Below are 24,293 nucleotides of genomic sequence, written 5' to 3'. Positions count from 1 at the left end.
TTCTATTCAAGGTCTTATCAAATAAAAGTAGCTGTTCTGATAAAAGTAATTCTTTATTTTTCGCCTACAGGAAGTTTAATATGCACTTCTGTTCCCTTTCCTTTACCTTCACTTTCCACCCAAATTTCTCCATCGTGTGCCTCTACTATGGTCTTGGAGATATAGAGACCAAGCCCTGTACCACCGTATTTACGCTTCTGGGAAGAATCAATCTGGTAAAATCTCTGGAATAAGTTGTCTATCATATCTTTCGGTATGCCGATTCCCGTATCTTTGATATTGATATGTATGTATCCATCTTCTTTGTTTGCAAAGACAGTAATTGAACCGCCCTTTGGAGTGAATTTGATCGAATTATCTATTATATTGGTGAACATATCAGTAAGTTTGTCCCGGTCTCCTTTTATTTGAGGAAGGTTCGGTTCGATTTTCTTAATCATTTCCAGATTTTTCTCTTTAGTCTGGATCTGCAGGTCCTCTATAATCTGGTCTGCCAGTTCGGATATATTCAATGTTTCAAAATCATACTGAACAGTGCCTGCCTGTGTGCGACTGAGATATAGCAGTGAATCCACGAGTCTCTGCAGCCTTTTCGTATTACGCATCACGGTTTCTTCTGCATGTTTCTGTTCTTCTCCCAGTTCCCCGAGGCTGCCGTCATTTAGAAGTTCTGTATAACCCCTGATCGATGTGAGAGGGGTTTTCAATTCATGACTCACATTGGAAAGAAATTCATCTTTCATTTTATCCAGCGATTTCAATTCCTTATTTGCCTTTGCCAAGTCTTCTGCATATTTCCTGAGTTCTTCTTCGGCCCTTTTACGTTCGGTAATATCACGGGCCACAACCAGTATTGTAGGTTTATCATTATACTCTATCATACGGGCACTGATTTCTACAGGAATTGTAGTGTCATCCTTGTGTCTGTATGTAGCCTCAAAGATAGCATGCCCCTTATCTTTGACCTCTTGGATCCTTTGGGGTATCTCTTCCATAGAAAGGCTGGTGTTTATGTCCTTTGTCTTCATACTGAGTAATTCATCCCTGCTGTAACCCATGGTTTCACAGGCTGCCTTATTGGCCTCCATGATATTGCCTTTAAGGTCATGCACAAAGATCGCATCATTGGTGCTGGCAAAAATTGTGCGGAATTTATCTTCTGATTTTTCAAGTTCTTTTTCAGCTTTGCGGCGCTGTACGATTCTCCACATCCCCTGCATGAGGAGGGTAAGCTGTCTTACATCAGAACTGTCATAATTTTCATTCTTATTCCCCACTCCGGCAAGGGCTACAATCTTGCCTCGCTCAAAAATAGGTACATCCATATGGCGAATCAGTTCCACATGACCCTTTGGGTATCCGCCTTTCCTGGGATGTGGCCTATTGTAATCGTTATTTATAAATGGTCGTCTTTGTCGTATACTTTCTCCCCAGAGTCCTACATCTTCGATCTTGTATTCTATCTTCTTGTCCTTAATTTTACAGCGATTCATTGGAGTATCGGACCAGGATTTCAGTTGTATGGCACCTATATCTTCATCCACAAATGCAAGATAGCCAATCTTGCTTTCTGTAAGTCGCACTCCCTCAGCTCTTGCAAAATCGATGATTTCTTTCAGGGAGGCTTCTGTCATCTGGTTAAGCTTTACAAGGGTTTCCAGGCGCGATTCATCCAGGTGGAGGGCTTCTTCGGCTTTCATGCGGTCACTGATATCTTCAACAATCCCGACTCCTCCCAACAGCTCGCCATCTTCTGATATGTAGGGGCTGTAATCGGCTTTTATAGGGGTTACTTTTTCACTTGTGGTGGAATGATATTTTCCCTCATAATGACCAGAACGTCTCAGGAATACAGCTTTTACAGCTTCATACATCTTTTTGTCTTTTAAATCCTTGAGTATGTTGAAACCGATTATTTGGTCTCTGGTCATCTCGAGAATATGCATTATATTCTCATTGCAGTGGGTTATCACACCATTTTCATCGAAATGGAATATTCCCAGGGGAGAATTTTCAAAGATCAATCTGTATTTCTTTTCAGATTCTCGCATAGCCTCTTCGGCCAATTTACGGTCTGTAATATCAATTATGATGCCCTGGTAGTACGAAGGTTCTCCAACTTCATCTCTTCCTATAAAGGACCGCTCAATCACCCAGCGTATTTCTCCGGATTTGGTGAGTATGCGGTATTCCTTGGAAAAAAAGATCTTGCCTTCAATTTCATGCTCGCTGACCTCGCTGCGTACCATATCGAGGTCATCGGGATATATTATGTCTCCATAGATAAGTTTGCCGGAAGTGAAATCTTCGGGCGTATAACCAAACTGGGAAATGTTTCCGGATACGAATTCCACAGGCCAGTCTTTCTCTGCGGTCCACAGGAAGGCCACAACAGGACTGTTTTTATAGATTTCCTCGAGTTTCCTGTCCGAACGGAGTCTTTTACGTAAGGTTTTCTGGCTTATCTTCTGCTCGCTAACGCTTTCTACAGTACAGATCATCCCGTCATAATTTCCTTTCTGGTTGAGTAAAGGAATCAATCTGCCTGTCTGGAAACTTAAGTTGCCGCCCTTTGTAACGATTGGCATGGTTTTGTAGGGTATGGGTTTCAGAGAATCTTTTGCCCTCAGGAACATTTCCCTGAAATGGGCTTCATCACCAACACTGTGGCGGGAGGCAGACATATATTGTTCCAGTTTTTTGTCTATCACTTCCTCGCTTTTGATACCGGTGATTTCTTCCATTCCCTTGTCAAAATAGATAAAAATCTCGTCTTTGTCAACGACCCATGTGCCTTTGCAAATAGTGTCAAGTATTCTTTCCAGAAGATTTTGCATTGTAGTACCCTTTGTCATCTCGCCCATAAAAAGATTACAATATTGAATATCTGGCTGATTCAATTAATATTTTATCATTAATCTTATGCGGTTTTTTTATTTTTTCCCTTGAATGGGAAATGCAGCATATAACCAGCCGCCATTGTTAATATTATAGTGGCTCCGGAAGGTACGCTTAAGTAGTAGGATAAAAACAGGCCTATAAAGGTAAATACCGTGCCGAATATAACAGCAAGCATCATCATCCTGTCAAGTTTATCTGTAAATTCACGGCTCAATGATGCCGGTATCGTTAACAGGGCTATAACAAGAATCAATCCTACAACTCTGATCATGACTATTATGGTAAGGGCTATCAGGCAAAGCATGTACAGACTAAGCTTTTCAACCGGCAGTCCTGAAACCTGTGCAAATTCTTCATCAAAACTTATGGCCATGAATTCTTTGTAAAGCAGATAGACACTTGCAATGATCAGGATATCAATTACTAGCATCAAATAGATATCATTTACAGGGACTGTCAGTATATTACCAAAAAGGTAGGTCATAAGATCCGGTGCATATCCCGGTGTAAGGCCTATGAATAGGACTCCCAGTGCCATACCTACAGACCATAGTATTCCGATTGCGGTATCTTCGGCTATATTGGTACGTCTGTTGACAAGACCTATTACAAGTGCAGAAAGCAGGCTGAAAGGCAGGACACTGAAAAGGGGATTAATTCCCAGGTAATAGCCCAGCCCAATACCGCCAAAAGAGGCATGTGCAATCCCTCCGCTTATGAAAACGATCTTCCTGACAACCACATATACCCCGATAATCCCGCATGCTATGCTGGCCAGCAGGCCTGCAACGATAGCATTTTGCATGAATGTGTATTGTAAGATATCCAGCATATTCAATTTCCTCAATGGGCTTTCAATACCCTATGGGGTACACCATGTGCTATCATTTCTACGGGACACTTATAGGCTTCTTCAAGGTCCTCGGGCTTTATTTCTTTAGTACCGTGATAGTAGAGTTTCTGATTCAGGCAGGCCACTTTATCTACATAGACAGAGATCGCACTAATATCGTGGGATACCATAATGATTGTAACCCGGGATTTGAGTTCTTCAAGTATTTCATAGAACTCCTTTTGCATAGTTGTATCTATTCCGGCCATAGGTTCATCGAGAAGTAACAGTTTTGGTTCTGTGACAAGTGCCCGGGCTATGAAAACCCTTTGCCTCTGCCCGCCGGAAAGTTCGGCAATGTGGCGGTCCCTGTATTCATACATTTTGACCTTTTCAAGGGCTTCCTTCACCACTTTCCGGTCATCAGGACTGTATTTTCTGAAAAGGGTTGTCTTTCCAATGCGTCCCATCATAACAACATCCCATACATTGATGGGAAAATCCAGTCTGGATGCACTGTGCTGGGGGACATAACCTACAATGTTTCTCCCCTCCTTCGGTTTTTTACCGAATATGCGTACATCACCTCTGTCTGGTTCTATCAGGCCGAGAATTACTTTTAATAAAGTACTTTTTCCCCCGCCGTTAGGTCCAATGATTCCCAGGAAAGTTCCTTCCTGCACGTCAAGATTTATCTCCTTGAGGGCAGGTACATCGTGGTAATACGACCACATATTTTTTATTTCCACTGCATGCTGATGGTTATTTAAGTCCTTCACGGAAAGCCTCTGTTACTTTATACATATTGTCTGTATAATTGCGTGCAAGGGGGTCCACTTTCACAACCTTGCCGTCAATTTCTTCTGCAACGGCTTCTGCACTCTGTGTACTGAATTGGGACTGCACAAAGATAATAGTTATGTTTTCCTGCTTTGCAAAAGTTATGACCTCACTGAGCTGTCTGGCACTTGCTTCCTTACCTTCGGTTTCGATGGGTACCATATTAAGATCGTACCTTTCTGCAAAGTATCCCCATGCAGGATGATAGACCATGAAACTATTCCCCGATTTGTTTTCAAGTGTTTCCTGAATCTCCCTGTCAAGAGACTTAAGTTCCTCGGTGTAGGAATCCCGGTTTTGTGTATATGTTTCTTCGTTGGATGGGTCTACCTCAACCAGGGCTTTGTATATGTTATCGACCATTATAATTGCATTATTGGGATCATTCCATACATGGGGGTCCATTCCTTCTCCCATTGGCCTCAGATCAATGCCTTTGGAAGAATTCACAAATAACATGTCATCATTCAGGTCCTTTATTTTTTCCAGCCATACTTTTTCAAAAGGTAATCCGGAATCAACCTTTACGTATATTTCCGCTTTGCTGAGTTCTTTCAGCTGACTTGAAGTTGGTTCATAGGTGGCAGGACTTGCACCAGGCGGAATCATTACGATTGTTTCAACATGCTCTCCTCCGACCTTTTCCACAAATTCGGCCTGGGGAGGTATGCTTACAACAACCGTTGTTTTTTCAGGCTGGTCTGAACTGTTTTCCTCCGTACAACCTGTAGTGGCAATTATGGCTAGTATTAATATAAGCAAAAATGTTTTTTTGGTATTTGGCCAAAAAACAATATTCCCAATAATTTCTCTCATTTCTCTCTCTCTCTTTTCACATTCTTTATATATAAATGATTCTGGTTATTCACTCATACATTGTGTTTCAAGTTTAAACCTTTTGGTATTTTTGGTATAGTACAAAAAATGGATTTGTAAATTGTTATGAATGCAGCGGCACATTTATGCTTCCAATGTTGGAAAAATGGAATTTTACCCCAACACAAAAAAAATATTTATACTTTTATTTTCATACACTTCACTATGAGTAATAATATCTGGAGTATTGTGCTGCTGGGCATTCTGCTATTTCTTACTTTTTCAGGTTGTACCACAACAACTGATGAACCTGCCGTATCCAATAATGATGTTCTTTTCCAGACATCCACAATTGACTCTTTAATTGCCGGCTCCTATGATGGGGATATGCAGGTTCGCGATCTTAAGGAACAGGGTGATATTGGATTGGGTACCTTTGATCGGCTGGATGGTGAAATGATAGTTATTGACGGTGAAGTTTACCGGGCAAAAGCAGATGGTTACATTTATCAGGTAAACGATACGGCTACAACTCCTTTTGCGGCAGTGACCTTCTTTGAAGCAGATGACACGATCACAATTGGGTCAAATACGGATTATGCGTCTCTCCAATCCATGATTAAAGAAAACATTCCCGGCCCAAATCTCCTGTATGCATTGAAAATAGAGGGAACATTTGAAAACCTAAGTATACGAAGTGTACCTGCCCAGAGTAAGCCCTATCGCCCTCTGCTGGACGTAGTGGCAGAAGAGGAAGCTGTGTATCATCATGAAAATATTAATGGTACAATGGTTGGCTTCCTTCTTCCCTATTATATTGAAAACATCAATGTGCCGGGTTATCATTTCCATTTCATAGATGCAAACAAAACAGTCGGAGGCCATGTTCTTGCCTGTAATCTGACTTCTGGTTCAGTTGAACTGGATTATACATACGATTTCACCCTGTCACTTCCCGAATCATCATCGTTCTCTGATGCATCATCCGAGGATAAAGATACCCTTAAAGCCATTGAGCAATAATTTACATTTTTTCGTTTTAACCACCCATGATTCTTAAATAGCTTCATTACAATATGACTTCCGATACTGCTATATCAAAATTTTTGATTGTAATTCAGGTGAAGCAATGTACTCAGACAGAATAAATGCACTACCACCGTATTTGTTTGCAACGATAGATGAAGCCAAAGCCAGGGTAAAGGAAAAAGGAGTGGATGTAATAGACCTTGGTGTCGGTGACCCTGATCAACCTACCCATCAGCATATCGTTGATTCCATGTGCGAGGCTGTCCGCGATCCCTCAACCCACAGGTATCCATCCTATTCTGGCATGCCGGCTTTCAGGGAGGCAGCAGCCCGTTGGTGTAAGGAGACAAAGGGAATTGATGTTGATCCGGCCACTGAAGCCCTCACAATGATCGGTTCCAAGGAAGGTGTAGCACACATCCCTCTTGCTTTCCTCAATCCCGGAGATGTAGCCCTTGTGCCTGATCCCGCATACCCGGTGTACAAGATAGGCACCCAATTTGCAGGTGGTGTACCTCATATTATGCCTCTGCTTGAGGAAAATGATTTCCTTCCAGACCTGAATTCGATTCCGAAGGATGTACTTGAGAAAACCAAACTCATGTTCATGAATTATCCCAACAATCCGACTTCAGCCACAGCAAGCCTCAAGTTCTTTGAAGAGGTTGTGGATTTTGCACGGGAAAATGATGTTGTGATAGTCCATGATAATGCTTATTCCGATATGGTTTATGATGGTTATGAGGCTCCCAGTTTCCTGAGTGTTGATGGTGCGATGGATGTAGGTGTTGAATTCTATTCCCTTTCCAAAACTTACAATATGACAGGCTGGAGGATTGCCTTTGCCGTGGGTAACAAGGATATAATCACCGGCTTTGGAAAGGTCAAGTCCAATATAGACTCGGGTGCATTCGAGGCAGTCCAGAAGGCAGGAATTACTGCACTGGACAGTTCCCAGCAGTGTGTCACAGATATGAATAGTGTATACAAGCAAAGACGTGATGCCCTGCTGAAAGGTCTTGACGCGATGGGTCTTGATGTGAATCCGCCAAAGGCCACCTTCTATGTATGGGCCCGGGTTCCCGAAAAATATAGTTCAATTGACTTTTCTTCCCTCCTGCTTGAAGAAGCGGGAATTGTCGCGACTCCGGGTGTAGGATTTGGCGATTATGGTGAAGGCTATATCAGGTTCGCTCTCACCCAGACTGTTGAACGTATAGAAGAAGCCGTAGGAAGAATGGAAAAACTGGATTTGTAATCTTTTCCTTTCTCCTTCTTTTCATTTTTCAGGCAGTATACTATCCGGATTTATACGGCCGCTCTGTATCATATAATCGGCCAGTACAATTGCCATCATGGCCTCGGCGACAGGTACCATTCTCGGAGGGATAGTCGGATCATGTCGCCCCTTTATTTCTATAATTTCTTCTTTTTTGGTCACCATATCTGCCGTATGCTGGGGCAATGAGATTGATGGGGTGGGTTTTACAGCACAGCGACAGACTATTGGCATGCCTGTGGTAAGTCCTCCGAGTACTCCGCCTGCATTGTTGGTAAGGGGTTTTATTGTTTCATTGTCAACTTCAAAGGCATCGTTCATCTCACTGCCCCTCATTCGGGCAGCCTTGAAGCCGGCACCAAATTCAATTCCCTTGATTGAACCAATACCCATCATTGCAGCCGCAATATCAGCATCGATCTTATTGAATACCGGTTCTCCCAGTCCTGTCGGTACACCAGTGGTAAGGATTTCCACAATTCCTCCGGTGCTTTCCCCGCAGTTGCGCATTTTCTCTATCATTTCAAGCATTTTTGTAGCAGCTGAAGGGTCGGCGCAGCGTACAGGATTTTTTTCGATTGCAGTTTTGATATCTGGATCGATATTTTCTGCCCGTATTCCTCCGAGTTCGATTACATGTGCAACTACTCCGATACCGTATGCTCCAAGTAATTTTTTTGCAATTGCGCCGGCTGCTACCCTGCCAATGGTCTCACGTCCCGACGACCGTCCCCCTCCCCTGTGGTCCCTGTGGCCATATTTTTCCATATAGGTAAAATCCGCATGACCGGGTCTGGGTTTATTGCGCAATTTGTCATAGGAACTGGAATTTGCATCCTTATTGTAAACTATCAGTGATATTGGGGTGCCTGTTGTAATACCTTCAAAAATTCCCGACAGAATTTCTACCCGATCTTTCTCTTTGCGGGGTGTTGCAGCGCCACTCTGTCCCGGTCGGCGGCGATCCAATTCCTTCTGTATATCCGCTTCATCAAGAGCCAACCCCGCAGGAGTTCCGTCCACAACTACTCCTAATGCCTTTCCGTGGGATTCTCCCCATGTGGTTATCCTGAATGAATGGCCAAACGTGTTTCCTGCCATGCTATTATGTTACACATTCCGTTATTTATCAATTTGCTTCAATCCTGCTTTTCATGTGGCTCCGTATGCACAACTACATCCTTTACATCTTCCATGTACTGCTTTATTTGATCGCTCACCTGATGGGATATAGCATGGGCCTGATCAACCGGCATTTTTGGATCCACCTCTATATGCAGATCGATATAATATTCTCCTTTTGTCCCTCGTGTGCGTATCCGGTGGCATTCCATGACGCCATCTACTTCAAAAGCTATGTTACATATTATATCTTCATCAATCCTTGATTCGTCGCATAGGGTTTTGCTGCTGCTTTTGATTATATTGATCGCTGCGCGGATTATAAACAGGGAGATAATGACAGCTATTATCGGATCGATAAGGGGATATCCACCCTTTACGGCAAGCAGGCCTGCGATGACTGATATGGAAACATAGATGTCGCTTCTCGTATGCATGGAATCTGCAATCAGGATGTCGCTTTTCAGTTTCTCTCCTTCTCTTTTCTCATATATTGTTACAAAGAGATTGACTGCAATGGTAAGTATCATTACAACAAAACTTAAGGTGGTGATTTCCGGTGTGGATGGTGAAATAAAACGATCAACTGATTTGGAGATTATTTCCACCGCTACTATGAACAGCAATACCGCAATAAAAACTGAGGCCAGGGATTCATATTTTTGGTGTCCGTAGGGATGACTGCGATCAGGCGGTCTTGCTGCTATCTGTATTCCGATAATACCTATTATGTTGGAGATGCCATCAAAAAGGGAATGATAACCGTCGGATTCCATACTTAAGGTGTTAGTAAAAATACCATAGCCGATTTTGGCAAAGGATACAATCAGGTTAAGTACAAGTATCTTAATAAGTATCGATCTTATTAACCGGTATTTATCTGTAGGAGAATCCATCATAATTATTTACGTCCTGTTTGGTATATTTAGATACTACTTTAATGAAGATGTATATTGGCTTTCCGTTATTTTGTTAACAGGGTGACTATAAGATGTTCAAGGTTGCGATTACAGGCAAAGGCGGTGTGGGAAAAACCACCATCTCAGGTACGATTGCACGTTTACTGGCCAGGGATGGCTATGATGTACTGGCAATAGATGCGGACCCGGATATGAACCTGGCTTCCTCACTGGGTATAACAGTTCCTCCCAAACCATTGACCGAATACAGGGAAATGATCGAGGAGCGTGCGGGGCAGACAGGAGGCATGTTCAAATACAACCCGAAAGTGGATGATGTAGTTGAAAGATTCGGGGCAGTGGGCCCTGATAATGTGAAAATGCTTGTCATGGGTACGGTGGAAAGGGGCGGAAGTGGCTGTATGTGTCCTGCATCAGCATTTTTGCGCGCCCTGCTGCGACATGTGGTACTCAAGGACAGCAGTGCTGTCATAATGGATATGGAAGCCGGCATAGAACATCTGGGCAGGGGAACCACAAAAGGCATTGATTTAATGCTGATCGTTGTGGAGCCGGGCAGACGTTCCATTGAAACCGCATCACGCATAAAGAAACTTTCTGACGAGATTGGTATCAGACATATTGCTGCGGTCATTAACAAGAGTAATGAAGCTGACATGTCAACTGTGCTGGAGGATATCGGTGTCCCGGTAATTGGCGAGATTCCTTTTTCATCGGACTTTATAGAAGCCGATCTGCAGGGTCTGTCACCCATTGATTTGGGTGGGGATGCATTGGAATCTATCAAAAATGTCAGGGACAATATGGTGGATATGATTACATCCTTTGATGATGCTCAAATGAAGTAAAGGATCACAGGCAGCAAAATCACTCCCATAAGGTGACTTCTCCTGACCTTCATGAAAGGGGGAAGCATGCCTATTGTAGTGGCTGTCAAAAAGAGCAGTATTCCGAAAATCCCGGTGAAAAGGGCTACCATAATAGTAAGTCCGGCTATGACAACAAAACATAGTTTCCTGTATTCTATTTTCTTCAGGACATGATGTACGTTGTTTCCAATGGCTATGGTAGATAGGTAGGATAGCAGGGCTGCTGCAACTATTGCTGTCAGGAAAAGAATTATTGAGCGGCTATCAATGGTTGCAGAATCAAGCAAACGGTTGACTGCTACCATAGCACCGCTTCTTGTTTTACCGATCATCGCCAGGGCAAAAAGGCCAAAAATAGAGTTTGCTGTATTAACTCCGGATATAGATACTATAAACTCTTTTGAATCTTCCAGTTCATCTTCAATATCGTCCCTGTCAATTTCTTTTGGAATAGTAAATCTTGCAACCACTGTGGCAATTGAAGCCGAGATCCCGGGCAGCCACGCAACAATTGAGCCAGCAAAACTGCCGGATATTATGCCACGTAATATTCTCTTTACTGAAAGTTGCATGCGGGATATATTTTCAGAAGGGATGTGCGAATCTGACATCAGGCTGATTGCTAGTTGGGAGGCACCGAATAATCCGCTCAAAATAGGTAACAGAATGGACGTTTCACCAAATTTTAAGATTGGCGTTGCCAGATATTCCATCTCAAATGCAAAATATCCCAGCAATCCGCTTAGTATAAAGAGACAAAGAGCATAACCTTTGTATCTAAATGAGGCAAGTGATCCCTGCCCTGTGACATATTCTCCTTTCTCGGTCAGGATAAGTATGGCTGATATGGCTATGAGTATCCAGGCCATATTTTCCTGTATGGTATCATAGGAATTTGTGAAGAAAAATACCAGAGGATATGCCATTATGAGGGCAAAAGCAACAGAACCTGCACTTCCCAGGGCAGAAAGTCTGACAGCTTCAGCACCATATCCATCCAGGAGCAACCTATGGCCAGGCAGGACTGCAAGGGCCATGTCATCGTTAGGTGCGCCCAGAAAGATGGCAGGTATTATGTCGTGGAAAGTGTGAGATATGGAGTTGGATAATACAATTATTGCTACATAAAGAGGTTCGATTCCCTGATTCAGAAGAATGGGGCTTACTCCTACCAGTATCAGGGCGAAATTGTTTGTATGTATGCCCGGGATAAGGCCGGAAACAATTCCCAGCAGAAAACCTGCAAGGATTGACAACAGTATCAGGGATATTTCAACTGTCATGATTGCCCGTTATTCATTCATAACAATATTTATATTTTTGTTTATATTAGAATATTATCCGTTTGTTATTTTTATTTGTATTCAATGTGTAACGTAAGTATTTATACGAGGTCAAATTGAATGTGGTCACATGACCGAAGAAAAAACCAGGTGTATGAAATGCAATCATGAAGCTATCATTTACCAGCCATATTCCGGTATGCACCTGTGCAAAAAACATTTTACAGAAGATGTAGAACGCAAGGTCAAGCTTACGATTCGCAAGAATTACAATATAGGTAAAAACGAAAAAATTGCAGTTGCCTTGAGTGGTGGTAAGGATAGCTGTGTGGCCCTGTATATTTTGAACAAGATTTTTGGCAAACGCAGGGATCTGGAACTGGTTGCAATTACAGTTGATGAAGGTATTTCTGTTTACAGAAAGCGCTCAATAGGCTATGCCAAAAAACTGACATCTGATATTGGTGTAAAGCATCTTATCCATAGTTTTGCTGAGGAATACGATACATCCCTTGATGAACTGGCAGCAAAAGAAAGGGTACATGGTGCATGCAGTTATTGTGGTGTGCTGCGCAAATCCCTGGTTAACAGGATAGCTCTTGATATCGGGGCAAAACGACTTGTGACAGGCCATAACCTTGATGATGAGGCCCAGACGATAATGATGAACCATCTGGGGGGTGATGTGGAGCGGATGATACGTCTTTCTCCGCCAAGAGAACTCGAAGGTTTGGTCCTGCGTGCCAAACCCTTACGCAAAATCCCTGAAAAAGAAGTGGAATTGTATGCAAAGGTCAATGATATTCCGGTAGATATAAGCCTGTGTCCTTACAAACACGAGGCCTTGCGTAACGAAGTAAGACTGATGCTTGATGATTTTGAGCAAAAACATCCCGGTACGAAATATTCAATCCAGAAGGGCTTTGATAAAATGGTGGGAATACTTGCAAAAGAATTCCCTCAGGCGGAAATTAAAAAATGCACAATTTGCGGACAGGCCTGCACTGCTGATGTCTGTCAGGCATGTCGGCTTCTTGGCAAGACCTGATCAACGCTTAAACTCCAGATAGTCATCAATATCATAAAACTGTGTGCTTTTACCGCTTAAATACATCCTTGTCCACCACAGTACTGTCAGGGGCTGGATTACTGCAAAGGACAGGACAAAATCGGCAAATGACCAGAATGTGCTGAGTATTTCGATGGAACTGAGAATTTCCCCGGCTACTCCTGTGAGTATTGACAGGCCAATCAGAACCAGCCAAAGGATAACTGTATCAAGTTTATTGTTCATGAAAAATGAGAAACCTTCTTCCAGGGCTTCCAGGGGTTCCAGTCCACCAACAACCAGTGCATATTCTGCAAAAGTAAAAATCAGTTTGACTACGATTGCATAGAATATCCAGACAAATATTCCAAAAACAAGGATTAATGTTCCCGAGAGTGCTTCTTCAGGGTTTTGTATCAATATGTTCAGGTTCCCAATGGCCAGTATTCCGGGCACCACGAAGATTATTCCTGCGAGGATAATCAGTATTACTATGAACCTGGTAAGGAAGAGGTTGATCAAGTTCTTTTTTCCTGATGTAAACATCTCATTGATGCTGGTGGACCCATTTTGAAGAGCTTTTTTTGCCATTCCTATGGCTCCGCCGTAAAAATAGGAACTTATCAGGGTGGATACTACAAATGCTGCGATGAACAGGAGTATGAACAATCCCATATTTTCATAAAAGGCAGTTGTGAGGACTCCAAATGCCATTTCAGGATTGATATTTGTGGGGTCTGTTGTAATGTCCTGCATTGCAGGCATAACAAATATGATGACCGCAACCATGAAAATAACAAACATTGCAAATATACCTGCAAATATGTTCAAAAAGAAGGGGATGCAAATATTGAGATTGTGTGTCCAGGTCTGAAAACCTTTTCTCAGAACCGTATTTATATTTTCCATTAAATATTATCTCCCGATTACCATGTCGTGATAGTTATATGGAAGTATCCCTATGGATATAACTGCGTACCCATAAGTCTTCTTATTGTATAAAGATTCTCATGCAGGTGATTCAATGGATGCCGAAAATGATAAAATTATGGTAGTTTCTCACTGTCTTCTCAACCCTGAGTCGCGTCTGGCAGGGATTAAAAATCCGGGAAAGTTTTCTCCCGGGAAAAAGAATGTAATTCAACTTCCCTGTCCGGAACTGATATATTTTGGTTCAAGTCGCCGGGAAATTACCAGAGACCAGTTAATCCATTCGGCCTACAGGAAATTCTGCAGGCAATTATTCGACCCCTTTGCAGATATGATTGAGGAATTTTATCGCAGGGGTTTTTCCATTGAATTTGTGGGTGTAGGGAAAAGCCCTTCCTGTGCTGCAGACCTCACAACCGTGGCTGGTCCTGCGGGCAGGGTATCAAACTTCACACATGAACATGTTGCTGGCAGGGGTGTTTTTTTTGAAGAAATCGAGATGGAACTTGTCAGGCGTGGAATATGCTATAGTATGCAGGATTGCCACAAACAGTAAAATATATATAACATGTAGTCATCACGAGGGTTGCTGACGGGTTGTCTTTCTTTTCCTAAAACCCCACTCCCCAAATATTAAACCCCCCTTAAAACCCGTCAGCTTTTCCCCATTAGTAATTCTCAATAGGGCAATCTCTATTATCTTTATAACAAATAAGTGTAGGATAGCTTTTACTGTTTTATTATATCAAAAAAAAGAAAATGAAGGTCAAGAGACCTTCAGAATATTCCTGCCCCTATAAACAGGGAGGAGAACAGGATTGCAATCATGTTGACTACCTTAATAAGGGAGTTCAGTGCGGGTCCTGCGGTGTCTTTGAAAGGGTCTCCGACGGTATCTCCGACAACTGCTGCTTTATGAGCTTCGGAACCTTTTCCGCCATGATGTCCATCCTCGATAAGTTTCTTGGCATTATCCCATGCTCCTCCACCATTGTCCATTGTAAGGGCAAGGAGAAGTCCTGATGCGATAATTCCTATAAGCAATCCTCCCAGGGCAAGTGGTCCGAGGATATAGCCTATAAGTAATGGAGTTGCGATTGCAAGAATACCAGGAATTGCCATCTCGCGGATTGCAGCGGCTGTTACAATATCCACACATTTTCCATACTCTGGTTTGGTTGTACCTTCCATGATACCAGGTATTTCCCTGAACTGACGCCTAACTTCATTGATGATGCCAAAAGCAGCTTTTCCAACTGCCTGCATCGTGACAGCACTGAAGATGAATGGCAGGAGAGCACCGATAAACAATCCGACAAGTACGATAGGATTGTCAAGACTGAGTCCGCCTGTTTCAATGTTTACTTTGTGCCTGTAATCGGCGAAAAGAGCCAGTGCTCCCAGTGCAGCGGATCCGATAGCGTATCCTTTTGTTACTGCCTTGGTGGTGTTACCTACAGCATCCAGGGCATCTGTGATCTCACGCACCTCGGCGGGTAGACCGGCCATTTCGGCTATTCCGCCGGCATTATCCGTAATTGGTCCGTAGGAGTCCAGGGTAACGATCATTCCTGTGGTAGAGAGCATTGCTGCTGCGGCAATTGCAATACCATATAGCCCCATTGCAGGATTTACAGCTCCGCCTGCAACGAAGAATGCGGCAAGAATTCCGATTACGATAATTACAACAGGAAGGGCAGTACTTTCAAAGCCCATTGCAAGTCCTGAAATTACATTTGTACCGGCACCGGTCTCAGAAGCCTCTGCTACTTTCTTGACAGGTCTGTAACTCGTTGAAGTATAATATTCGGTGAAAACAACCATCAACACCATAATAGCAACACCTACCAGGGATGCATAATAAATGTTGATGTCTCCAATGAGTATGTCTGTTACGAAGTAGAAGGCAACAAGACACAACAATGCGGCTACAGCAACTCCCTTGTAAAGGGCTTTCATGATCTTGTTATCGTTTCCGACACGCACGAAGAAGATGGAGATAATGGAGGCAAAGATTGCCACGGCACCGAGAATTAATGGGTAGATTATTGCATTGGGATATGACTCGAGTACCTGTGCACCAAGCAGCATCGCTGCAAGGACTGTTACTACATATGTCTCGAAAAGATCTGCTCCCATACCCGCACAGTCACCGACATTATCACCGACGTTATCAGCAATTACACCGGCATTTCGGGGGTCATCTTCGGGGATTCCCGCTTCAATTTTTCCTACGAGGTCTGCTCCCACATCGGCTGCTTTGGTGTATATTCCACCGCCAACCCTTGCGAAGAGACTGATTAGACTTGCACCGAATCCGAATCCTACTACTTGATCGACATTGCCGAATAATATGTAGAATATACTGGTACCCAGAAGGGCCAGTCCTACGACGGCAAGCCCGGTTACTGCTCCTCCGCGGACAGCGACCTGCATGGCTTCATGCAGTCCTCTGGATGCGGCGTTTGTTGTCCTGACATTTGCTCTTACAGATACATTCATTCCAATGTATCCGGCAATAGCTGAACTGGCTGCTCCTACTATGAATCCTATCGCTACTTTTCCGCTGTTTTCTCCCAGCAGGGCGTAGATTAAGAAAGCAAGGATTACAGCAACTATGGCTATTGTCTTGTACTGGCGATTCAGATATGCCATGGCCCCTTCCTGTATCGCAGTGGCAATTTCCTGCATTTTCTCGTTACCGGTTCCTTCCTTGAGGACACGGGTCGCGAAAAATGCAGCAAATACCAGACTTACGATACCTGCCAGAGGGGCGAGGTATATAATATCCTGCATTATTGTTCTCCTAAATTTGTTTAACTGTAATGATAATGCTTTGATTGGATTTCAGGCAGATTTGCTGTTAAGCTGCCCTTTTCCTGAAATAATACTTTGTAAAGGCGCCGGGAAGGCAGATTGAAATAGAACACACCTGATAATAAATTAACGTTTCAAAATTTTTAGATTGATGTGTGCCATGTTCGATTTGCCCTAACATATTTTTGTTAGTATTAATGTTTTCCCTTTTATATGCACCACAGATATGAATAGACATATTAATCATAGCGTATTATCCTATACCAATGAGGATTTCAGGGCTTATACTCGTAACTTTGCTGCTTTCGTGCTCTATATCAGGGGCACTTGCGGCTGAGGATGGCGGGGATTATATACATATTTCAAGTATGCAGGTCCGATTTTCAGGTACTGATGCCACAGTTGATCTGTTCTATGACCTGGATTTTTTCGGAGACATGTATGTTTTTGCATTAGGCAGTCGTCATCTTAAACCTGAGTTTGAGGCCTTTTTTTATGATTTTGAAAAATTAAAGATCGTAGAACTCGGAAGGGCCCATTCCAGATTCTTACTCAAAAATGTATCCCGGGAAAGTGATAATTTCTATCTTCATGATGAGAAGAAACTTGGCAGACAAGTTGATTCTCTTGTAGTTATTTATCCCGCAGGCTCTTCAAAAACTATGGGTAGTATGGATTCGATCCCAAACCTGTTTTATGAAAAACCATGACTCTGCAGTAATTGATTATGTGTGATCTTTATGTCCTGCTATCCTTCTGTTTGGAATTCAATCTGTTCTTGGAGTTAAATTTATATAGTTATGCATTATAATGCAATATTATGGTGCGTCCCAAGAAAAAGAGAATGGTAGGCTTCCATTACAGGTGTCGGCGTTTCAGTCCCGATGATACGAATGAAAGTATGCCTGTTGTTGATGTCGGTGTAGATGAATTGGAATCCATGAGATTGAATATTTTGGAAAATTTGTCTCAGGGAGAGGCTGCACAGAAAATGGGAGTCCATCAGTCTACATTTCAAAGAACCCTTCGTAGGGGTCTTGAAAAAGTTACGGATGCACTGGTTTATGGAAAAGGTATTTCTTTAGAAGGAGGTGAACTCAATATGCCTGGAGGAGATGGCACGGGTCCAGATGGAAATGGTCCTATAGGGGCCAGAGGACAGGGTCGCAGAGGTGGTGGAAATCGCCCGGGCCGTGGAGCTGCAGCTCCGCAGAATTGCAGGTGTCCTTCATGTGGACATCTTGAACCTCACCAATCGGGCTTACCATGCAGTCAGGCCAAATGTCCTGAATGCGGTTCCCAGATGGTGCGAGGTTGAATTTATAGACTAGAATCAATGCTAGAACGACAAAGGAGGTTGTATTAATATGCCAGGTGGAGACAGAACCGGTCCCAGGGGAATGGGGCCAATGACAGGAAAGGGTGCAGGTTATTGCACCGGATATGATATCCCAGGATGGCAGAATCGATTGGTAAGAGGAAACTCCTTCAGGGGAGGTTTTTACAGATTTGGTGGCCCTTTCAAACGAGGTATGGGTTACTATAGAGGGGGTCCCATTGCGACTCCTCCTCAGCCTGTATCCCCGCAAAGCGAGCTTGAAGCGCTTGAAAGAGAAAAGGACTTGCTTTCCCAGCGTATAGAACAATTGAAAACCCAACTTTCTGGGAAGGGATCAGAGGATGTCTGATCCTCTTTTTATTTTAGGGGAATGTCTGTGGGAAAGCGAAAGTCCAGAATAATTTATGGCCCAATCCTCTCGCGAAGATTGGGCAGGTCCCTGGGTGTGGATGTTATCCGCAATCCTTCCAGCCGGAAAAACTGCAATTTTGACTGTGTCTACTGTCAGCTGGGTCCAGTTACAGATAAAATCCAATCTCCAGAGGATGCTGTGGGATGTGTTACGTGTTCCGAAGTTGTTGAAGGTATTCGGCATTATCATCGCAGTATAGAAGATATTGATTATATTACATTCTCAGGAACCTGTGAACCAACCCTCAATCTATGGGTTGGGGAGATGATCGACGGTATCCGTGATATTTCTGATGTACCCATCTGTGTCATTACTAATTCTTCCCTTGTTGGCAGAAAGGATGTGCGCCAGAATCTTGCAAAGGCTGATCTAGTGGTTGCCACTCTAGTCTCAGGTTATGAGGATACATTCCAGAATATTAACAGACCTGCTTCGGGTATTCATCTGGAGGAAGTTATAGAAGGACTTGCGGCTCTTTCTCTGATGGATGGCTGCAAGCTTTCCATTGAGGCTATGTTTGTAGAAAGTAACGAGTTTCCAGGCAACTCATCCGATAGAGAAATTTCACGTCTTGTAGAAGTTCTGGAGTACATCGATCCGGATGAAGTTGAAGTCTTGACTGTAACCCGACCTCCCGCTGAATCTTCCCTACATGCTGTTGATGAGAAAAGGTTGAAGGAAATTGCCAGCTATTTTGACGGTAAATTTGGCAGGAATAAAGTGCGCCTTGTATTGCAAGGTATAAAAAGAGGCCGCTCCGTCCTCAAACATGAGAATATTGAGGAGGAAGTGTATGACCTGATTTTGCGCCGTCCCTGTACTGCTGCACAGGTGCTTACATCCCTTGGAATTGAGGAAAACACGCTCTCTCCTATTCTTGAGAAACTTGAAAACAAGAGCAAAATTGAACCTGTCAGGGAAGGTAGGTATTGTTACTACAGGGCTCTGTGATTGATACAGAGCTCGCCTTTCTGTTGATTTTTATCTTACCGGGACCATTACATTTATACATGATTAATCATTAGGGTTATATATACTTTTAAGGAGGTCCACTAGCATGCATGAAATAATAGAATCATCACTTGCAGAGGAGCGTGTATTTCAGGCATCCAAATCTTTCCGGATGCAGGCGAATATGAATGACCCCGACATCTACAAGAAGGCTGAAGAGGATTTTGAAGGTTTTTGGGCTTCAGTTGCAGAGGATATAGACTGGTTTGAAAAATGGGATAAAGTCTTAGAATGGAAACCTCCGCATAGCAAATGGTTCCTTAATGGCAGTCTAAACGCATCATATAACTGTATTGATAGGCATCTTTCTTCAAAGGGCGATAAGACAGCGATTATATGGGAAGGGGAAATGGCAAACAATCGTACCTTTACCTATAATGAACTCTTTTACTCCACATGTCGCTTTGCCAATGCATTGAAAGAATTGGGGGTGCAGAAAGGAGATATTGTAACAATCTATCTTCCGATGATCCCTGAAGCTGTTATTGCCATGCTTGCCTGTGCAAGGATTGGTGCTCCTCACAGTGTGGTATTTGCCGGATTTTCCCAGGAAGCACTAGCCCAACGTGTTGAGGACGCAGGCAGCAAATTTGTAATTACCTGTGATGGTTACTATCACAAAGGTAAACTGGTTAACCAGAAGGAAAAAACCGATAATGCACTTGAAAAATTAGATGACATAGAGCATGTGCTGGTTGTCAATCATGCGGCAAATTCTGTATTTTTCACAGAGGGACGGGATGTGTGGTGGCATGACATCGAAAAACAGGTGGATTATGAATGTCCGCCTGAACACATGGATTCTGAAGATACACTTTTCTTAATGTATACTAGCGGAACTACAGGCAAACCCAAGGGTGTGGTCCACAGCACCGGAGGCTATCTTGTCGGAACAGCGATCTCTGCTAAATGGGTCTTTGATCTGAAAGATGATGATGTTTACTGGTGTACCGCGGATGTGGGCTGGATTACAGGTCATTCCTATATTACATATGGTCCCCTGCTGAACGGTGCAACTGTGCTGATGTATGAGGGAGCACCGGATTATCCAGAAAAGGACAGGTTCTGGAGTATAATTGAGAATTATGGAGTGACGATTTTTTATACTGCACCTACAGCTATTCGTACATTCATGAAATGGGGAGAACAATTACCTGCAAAGCATGACCTTTCTTCGTTGCGGCTTCTGGGAAGTGTCGGTGAACCCATCAACCCGAAGGCATGGCTCTGGTACTATGAGCACATCGGGGACAAGAAATGCCCGGTAGTTGATACATGGTGGCAGACAGAGACAGGTATGATAATGATCACACCCCTGCCAGGCATTACTCCGATGAAACCCGGTAGTGCTGTCCGTCCGTTCCCGGGAATCGAGGTATCCATTCTCGATGAAGAAGGAAATGCGGTTCCAGAAGGGTATGGGGGCTATCTTGCAATTAAAAAACCCTGGCCCAGCATGATCCGGACCATTCATGGGGATGAAGAACGCTTCATTGAAACTTACTGGAGTAAATGGGGTAATGACATCTATATGTCAGGAGATGGTGCCCGTACTGACAGGGATGGCTATATCTGGGTACTTGGAAGACTTGATGATGTGATCAAGGTCTCCGGTCACAGACTGGGTACCATGGAGATTGAAAGTTCTCTTGTGTCCCATCCGGCCGTTGCAGAAGCTGCTGTTGAGGGGAAAGAGGATGAAATTAAGGGGGAGGTAATAGTCGGTTATGTTGTGCTTGAAGCCGATGTTCCTGTTAGTGATGAGCTGAAAGAGCAACTTAAGGGTCATGTTGTAGATGAGATTGGGCCGATAGCCCGTCCGGCGGCGATAGTTTTTGCAAGGGACCTGCCAAAGACACGTAGTGGAAAGATTATGCGCCGGGTCCTGCGCGCAATAACAAATAATACTTATCCCGGGGATGTGACTACTCTGCAGAATCCTGAAGTGGTCGAAGAACTCAAAAGAAAAGTTCATCTATCAGATTAACATTCAAACTGCTAGAGGTTTAATTTTCATGGAAAGGAATACCGGCCTTATAATTGCAATGGATGTTACGCGTATGGATCGCGCCGTCAAGATTGCCAGCGAAGTTGCTGAATGTGTGGATGCAATAAAGGTGGGCTATCCGCTGGTGCTCTCAGAAGGTTTAAGTGTAATTTCCCGACTTGCCGATTATGCTCCTGTCATTGCTGATTTTAAGGTTGCCGACATTCCATACACGGATGAACTTATCTGCGAGCAGGTATTCAAGGCAGGTGCCAGCGGTCTAATCGTGCATGGTTTTACAGGTGAGGATAGCCTGAAAGCCTGTATAGGTGTGGCCCGACTTTATGATGGGGATATTTATGTAGTCTCTGAAATGAGCCACCCGGGCGGTGCGAAATATTTCCAGCCGATAGCCGATGAAATTGCTTCAATGGCGTATGAATTCGGTGCTACAGGTATTGTCGCACCGGCTACCCGGCCAGAAAGGGTAAAGCACCTGCGTTCTATAATAGGTGATAGCCTTTCTATTATATCTCCCGGTGTAGGTGCACAGGGAGGTAAAGCATCTGATGTGATTGCATCAGGTGCGAACTGGATTATTGTGGGTCGAAGTATTTATAATTCAGAAAACCCCAAAGAAACAGCCATGGAACTTGTTACCGGGATTGGTATCTAAGGAAAAAGCCAGTGATGATATACTCTTCTGAGATAGTGATGAGCCCTATGAGTTCTGAGGCTTTTACTTTTTACTTCAGGTCCGGTGTTGATCTATATTCAGGAGAAGGTGCATGACCAAAAATGAGTTGACCGTAAATTGTCGGGATGGGGGCTGTGAACCTCTTCTTGAAACATCTGCCGGTGAAAAAGTTTTCAGGTCAGGCACAGATTCCGTTATAGTTACACTGCCAAAAGACAGGAGAATAATTTCCAATTCCTGGCTCAATGGGGGTATCCGTGATGATATCAATGTCCTTATCAATCAGCGGATAGGAAGGCATGTTGGAAGTGAGAATGAGCTGGAAGAAGGAAGTGTTGAAGGCTATCTCTCCCATGTAGTGGAGCAACTTGGCTATTCTGCATCAAATGCAGCTGCATTGCTAACTGCTGCAAGTATGGAGAATGTTGCTTTTGTCACGCACTCTTTCCGTGGCCTTGAAGTAACAGCAATTGCAACCGCGGGCGTTGAAGTAAATGCATGCAGTCCTGCAGACCCTGCTTCCTATTATCAGGAAAATGGTAAATGGCAATCTCTTGGCGGGACAATAAATATGATTCTTCTAATAGATGCAAATTTACCAGCATATGCTCTTACCAGGGCCTGGATGACTGCTACTGAAGCCAAATCAGCAGTTCTGCGTCAATTAATGATTCCAAGTCGTTTTTCTGAAGAATTGGCTACCGGAACCGGGACTGATATGATGGCAATTGTATCCAATGATTCTGCTTCTCTGCAGTTGACTGACGCAGGTCCTCATTCCAAACTTGGTGAACTGATCTGTAAATGTGTAAACCAGGTCCTTTTAAAGGCCCTGGATCAGCAATCAGGTATATCAACTGTTTCCCAGAGGGATATGCTCGTAAGGCTTGATAGGTTTGGGATTGATGAAAAATACTTCTGGAAAGTTTCGACATCCCTTGAAGGGGAAAACAAAAAAGGTCCATTTTATGACAATCTCAGGAACATTTCACGTAATCCTGTTATGGTTGCATTGATTTCTTCTATTCTCCATCTTGTCGATGAATTGAGGTGGGGTTTGATCCCTGAAAACAGTGCAAAGAAAGTATCTTTTTCCCAGATGGTTCAACTTCACAATATTTTGAATTTGGGTGTAGATGTTCCTTATGATTATTTGCTGGATCCGAAAGAATCAATAATTGAGAACTGGGTAAGAGTTACTTCCTGGATTGTAAAAAGAAATGTTTAATTCCTTTACTATAATATTAATATAAAAACGGGATTTACCATGAATCTGAGAAATTATATAGCCACTTATTGTACCGATTCTAAGAAAAAGCCAACAGGTGTCATAGTTCATAGCGCAGAAATAGGAGAACAACTTCCTGAATTGCCGGATCGCTTTTTCTACATGGCCGAGTGGTCTGATGTGCCTTCCAGGCGTATATGGAAAAGTGAACCTTATCAGTCAGTATTGATTCATGAAAATGGGCAACTCATCATACACGAACACCTCAGAAAAGCCAACTTCCGGATTCATCTGCTGGAGCTGGAAGAGAAATACGAGACCTCCTCACGAGCGGGACATTTCGTACTTTCAATCCCTGAAGCTTTCGAGTTTGCCTATAATGCACATCGGGATACAGCAAGACGATGTTCCAGGACACCCTATATCTCTCATCCAATGGACGTTGCATCCATCCTCTTAAAGAACAGTGCCCCTGATATAGTTGTAATTGCAGGTCTGCTGCATTCGATCAAAAAAGAGTCTAAAATAGATATGGTTGAAGTGGAGAATAAGTTTGGTGAGACGGTTGTAAATTTTGTAAGAGCAGTATCTGAATTGGACCAAACAGATGATCCCTCCCTGTTATCTGTTGATGAAAATATGTGGAAGGAGCGCAATGAAGCCTGCCTGAAGGCACTTGATGGTGTTGGAAGGGATGTCAAACTCCTATTCTGTGCCGGCAAACTTGCCAGCATCAGGGATATGAGGGATGAGGAAAAATTTCATGGAAATATAACATGGAATCATTTTGTAGTAGGAAAAGAATCTTATAAATGGTATTATAACCGATTGCTACAGTCCTTTGAATCCCCTCCTCATAGTATTATCGATAGCCCAATGTATAAACAATTGAAAGAATGTGTCAACCAGTTTTTCAGTGATGCTTGATTTTTT

Annotated in this window: 22 protein-coding genes; 13 read left to right on the top strand and 9 right to left on the bottom strand. The window is 43.2% G+C overall.

The features are described from left to right. Positions 1-53: 53 nt before the first annotated feature. Genes CP947_RS03185 through CP947_RS03170 form a run of 4 tightly spaced genes read right to left on the bottom strand, consistent with a single transcriptional unit; the run spans position 54 to position 5,389 of the window. Entirely contained in the window at positions 54-2,864 is a 2,811-nt protein-coding gene (locus tag CP947_RS03185) for a PAS domain S-box protein (RefSeq protein ID WP_143745132.1), read from the bottom strand. Between the two features lie 56 nt (positions 2,865-2,920). Continuing rightward, positions 2,921-3,733, bottom strand: coding sequence for a metal ABC transporter permease (locus CP947_RS03180; RefSeq protein ID WP_096711785.1), 813 nt, complete (start codon positions 3,731-3,733; stop codon positions 2,921-2,923). An 11-nt stretch (positions 3,734-3,744) separates the two neighbouring features. After that, positions 3,745-4,512, bottom strand: a complete 768-nt coding sequence (locus CP947_RS03175) for a metal ABC transporter ATP-binding protein (protein WP_243641538.1) — start codon at positions 4,510-4,512, stop codon at positions 3,745-3,747. Next, the gene (locus tag CP947_RS03170) at positions 4,496-5,389 is read right to left on the bottom strand and encodes a metal ABC transporter solute-binding protein, Zn/Mn family (protein ID WP_096711784.1); all 894 of its coding nucleotides are present in this window, start codon (positions 5,387-5,389) and stop codon (positions 4,496-4,498) included. The genes CP947_RS03175 and CP947_RS03170 overlap by 17 nt, the downstream gene beginning before the upstream one ends. Before the next feature lie 225 nt (positions 5,390-5,614). On the opposite strand from CP947_RS03170, the gene budA reads away from it, so the two are divergent. Together budA and CP947_RS03160 are read left to right on the top strand one after the other, a co-directional pair. Beyond that, positions 5,615-6,412 (top strand): acetolactate decarboxylase, encoded by a 798-nt coding sequence (budA, locus tag CP947_RS03165; RefSeq protein WP_165868994.1) that lies wholly within the window; start codon positions 5,615-5,617, stop codon positions 6,410-6,412. 106 nt (positions 6,413-6,518) lie between these two features. Continuing rightward, positions 6,519-7,676 carry an LL-diaminopimelate aminotransferase gene (locus CP947_RS03160; protein WP_096711782.1) on the top strand — a complete coding sequence of 386 codons (1,158 nt, stop codon included), beginning with the start codon at positions 6,519-6,521 and terminating at the stop codon, positions 7,674-7,676. Positions 7,677-7,697: 21 nt separating this feature from the next. Here CP947_RS03160 and aroC read toward each other — a convergent pair whose 3' ends face one another. Both aroC and CP947_RS03150 read right to left on the bottom strand, forming a co-directional pair. Continuing rightward, positions 7,698-8,798, bottom strand: a complete 1,101-nt coding sequence (aroC, locus tag CP947_RS03155; RefSeq protein WP_096711781.1) for a chorismate synthase — start codon at positions 8,796-8,798, stop codon at positions 7,698-7,700. 38 nt (positions 8,799-8,836) lie between these two features. Next, the gene (locus CP947_RS03150; RefSeq protein ID WP_096711780.1) at positions 8,837-9,718 is read right to left on the bottom strand and encodes a cation diffusion facilitator family transporter; all 882 of its coding nucleotides are present in this window, start codon (positions 9,716-9,718) and stop codon (positions 8,837-8,839) included. 92 nt (positions 9,719-9,810) lie between these two features. On the opposite strand from CP947_RS03150, the gene CP947_RS03145 reads away from it, so the two are divergent. Then, positions 9,811-10,587 carry an ATP-binding protein gene (locus CP947_RS03145; protein WP_096711779.1) on the top strand — a complete coding sequence of 259 codons (777 nt, stop codon included), beginning with the start codon at positions 9,811-9,813 and terminating at the stop codon, positions 10,585-10,587. On the opposite strand, the gene CP947_RS03140 is transcribed toward CP947_RS03145, so the two are convergent. Continuing rightward, positions 10,575-11,891 carry a tripartite tricarboxylate transporter permease gene (locus CP947_RS03140; protein ID WP_172425446.1) on the bottom strand — a complete coding sequence of 439 codons (1,317 nt, stop codon included), beginning with the start codon at positions 11,889-11,891 and terminating at the stop codon, positions 10,575-10,577. The two genes, CP947_RS03145 and CP947_RS03140, sit on opposite strands and share 13 nt — an antisense overlap. 130 nt (positions 11,892-12,021) lie before the next feature. On the opposite strand from CP947_RS03140, the gene CP947_RS03135 reads away from it, so the two are divergent. After that, positions 12,022-12,939 carry a TIGR00269 family protein gene (locus CP947_RS03135; protein ID WP_096711777.1) on the top strand — a complete coding sequence of 306 codons (918 nt, stop codon included), beginning with the start codon at positions 12,022-12,024 and terminating at the stop codon, positions 12,937-12,939. On the opposite strand, the gene CP947_RS03130 is transcribed toward CP947_RS03135, so the two are convergent. Then, a complete protein-coding gene (locus CP947_RS03130; RefSeq protein ID WP_096711776.1) occupies positions 12,940-13,848 on the bottom strand; it encodes a DUF7847 domain-containing protein in 909 nt (302 codons plus the stop codon). A 115-nt stretch (positions 13,849-13,963) separates the two neighbouring features. On the opposite strand from CP947_RS03130, the gene CP947_RS03125 reads away from it, so the two are divergent. Continuing rightward, complete coding sequence (locus CP947_RS03125) at positions 13,964-14,425, top strand: DUF523 domain-containing protein (protein WP_096711775.1); 462 nt, start codon at positions 13,964-13,966, stop codon at positions 14,423-14,425. A 221-nt stretch (positions 14,426-14,646) separates the two neighbouring features. Here the strand turns inward: CP947_RS03125 and CP947_RS03120 are convergent, their stop codons facing one another. Continuing rightward, positions 14,647-16,665: a sodium-translocating pyrophosphatase gene (locus CP947_RS03120; protein ID WP_096711774.1), complete on the bottom strand. Its 2,019-nt coding sequence runs from the start codon at positions 16,663-16,665 to the stop codon at positions 14,647-14,649. A 287-nt stretch (positions 16,666-16,952) separates the two neighbouring features. Between CP947_RS03120 and CP947_RS03115 the strand changes: the two genes are divergently transcribed. From CP947_RS03115 to CP947_RS03080, 8 genes are all read left to right on the top strand, one after another. Further along, complete coding sequence (locus CP947_RS03115; RefSeq protein WP_132130935.1) at positions 16,953-17,396, top strand: hypothetical protein; 444 nt, start codon at positions 16,953-16,955, stop codon at positions 17,394-17,396. A gap of 110 nt (positions 17,397-17,506) precedes the next feature. Beyond that, entirely contained in the window at positions 17,507-18,004 is a 498-nt protein-coding gene (locus CP947_RS03110; RefSeq protein ID WP_096711772.1) for a DUF134 domain-containing protein, read from the top strand. A gap of 49 nt (positions 18,005-18,053) precedes the next feature. Continuing rightward, the gene (locus CP947_RS03105; RefSeq protein WP_096711771.1) at positions 18,054-18,374 is read left to right on the top strand and encodes a DUF5320 domain-containing protein; all 321 of its coding nucleotides are present in this window, start codon (positions 18,054-18,056) and stop codon (positions 18,372-18,374) included. Positions 18,375-18,401: 27 nt separating this feature from the next. After that, positions 18,402-19,388, top strand: coding sequence for a radical SAM protein (locus CP947_RS03100; protein ID WP_243641539.1), 987 nt, complete (start codon positions 18,402-18,404; stop codon positions 19,386-19,388). Positions 19,389-19,494: 106 nt separating this feature from the next. Continuing rightward, complete coding sequence (gene acs, locus CP947_RS03095; protein ID WP_096711769.1) at positions 19,495-21,435, top strand: acetate--CoA ligase; 1,941 nt, start codon at positions 19,495-19,497, stop codon at positions 21,433-21,435. Positions 21,436-21,463: 28 nt separating this feature from the next. Continuing rightward, entirely contained in the window at positions 21,464-22,111 is a 648-nt protein-coding gene (pyrF, locus tag CP947_RS03090) for an orotidine-5'-phosphate decarboxylase (RefSeq protein WP_096711768.1), read from the top strand. Positions 22,112-22,223: 112 nt separating this feature from the next. Beyond that, entirely contained in the window at positions 22,224-23,360 is a 1,137-nt protein-coding gene (locus CP947_RS03085; RefSeq protein WP_096711767.1) for an adenosylcobinamide amidohydrolase, read from the top strand. Between the two features lie 39 nt (positions 23,361-23,399). After that, the gene (locus tag CP947_RS03080) at positions 23,400-24,287 is read left to right on the top strand and encodes an HD domain-containing protein (RefSeq protein ID WP_096711766.1); all 888 of its coding nucleotides are present in this window, start codon (positions 23,400-23,402) and stop codon (positions 24,285-24,287) included. Positions 24,288-24,293: the final 6 nt, after the last annotated feature.

The organism is Methanohalophilus euhalobius (assembly GCF_900215215.1).
Lineage (GTDB): Archaea > Halobacteriota > Methanosarcinia > Methanosarcinales > Methanosarcinaceae > Methanohalophilus > Methanohalophilus euhalobius.
The sequence above is the reverse complement of the archived record's forward strand: the minus strand, read 5'-3'. Positions and strand labels throughout refer to the sequence as shown.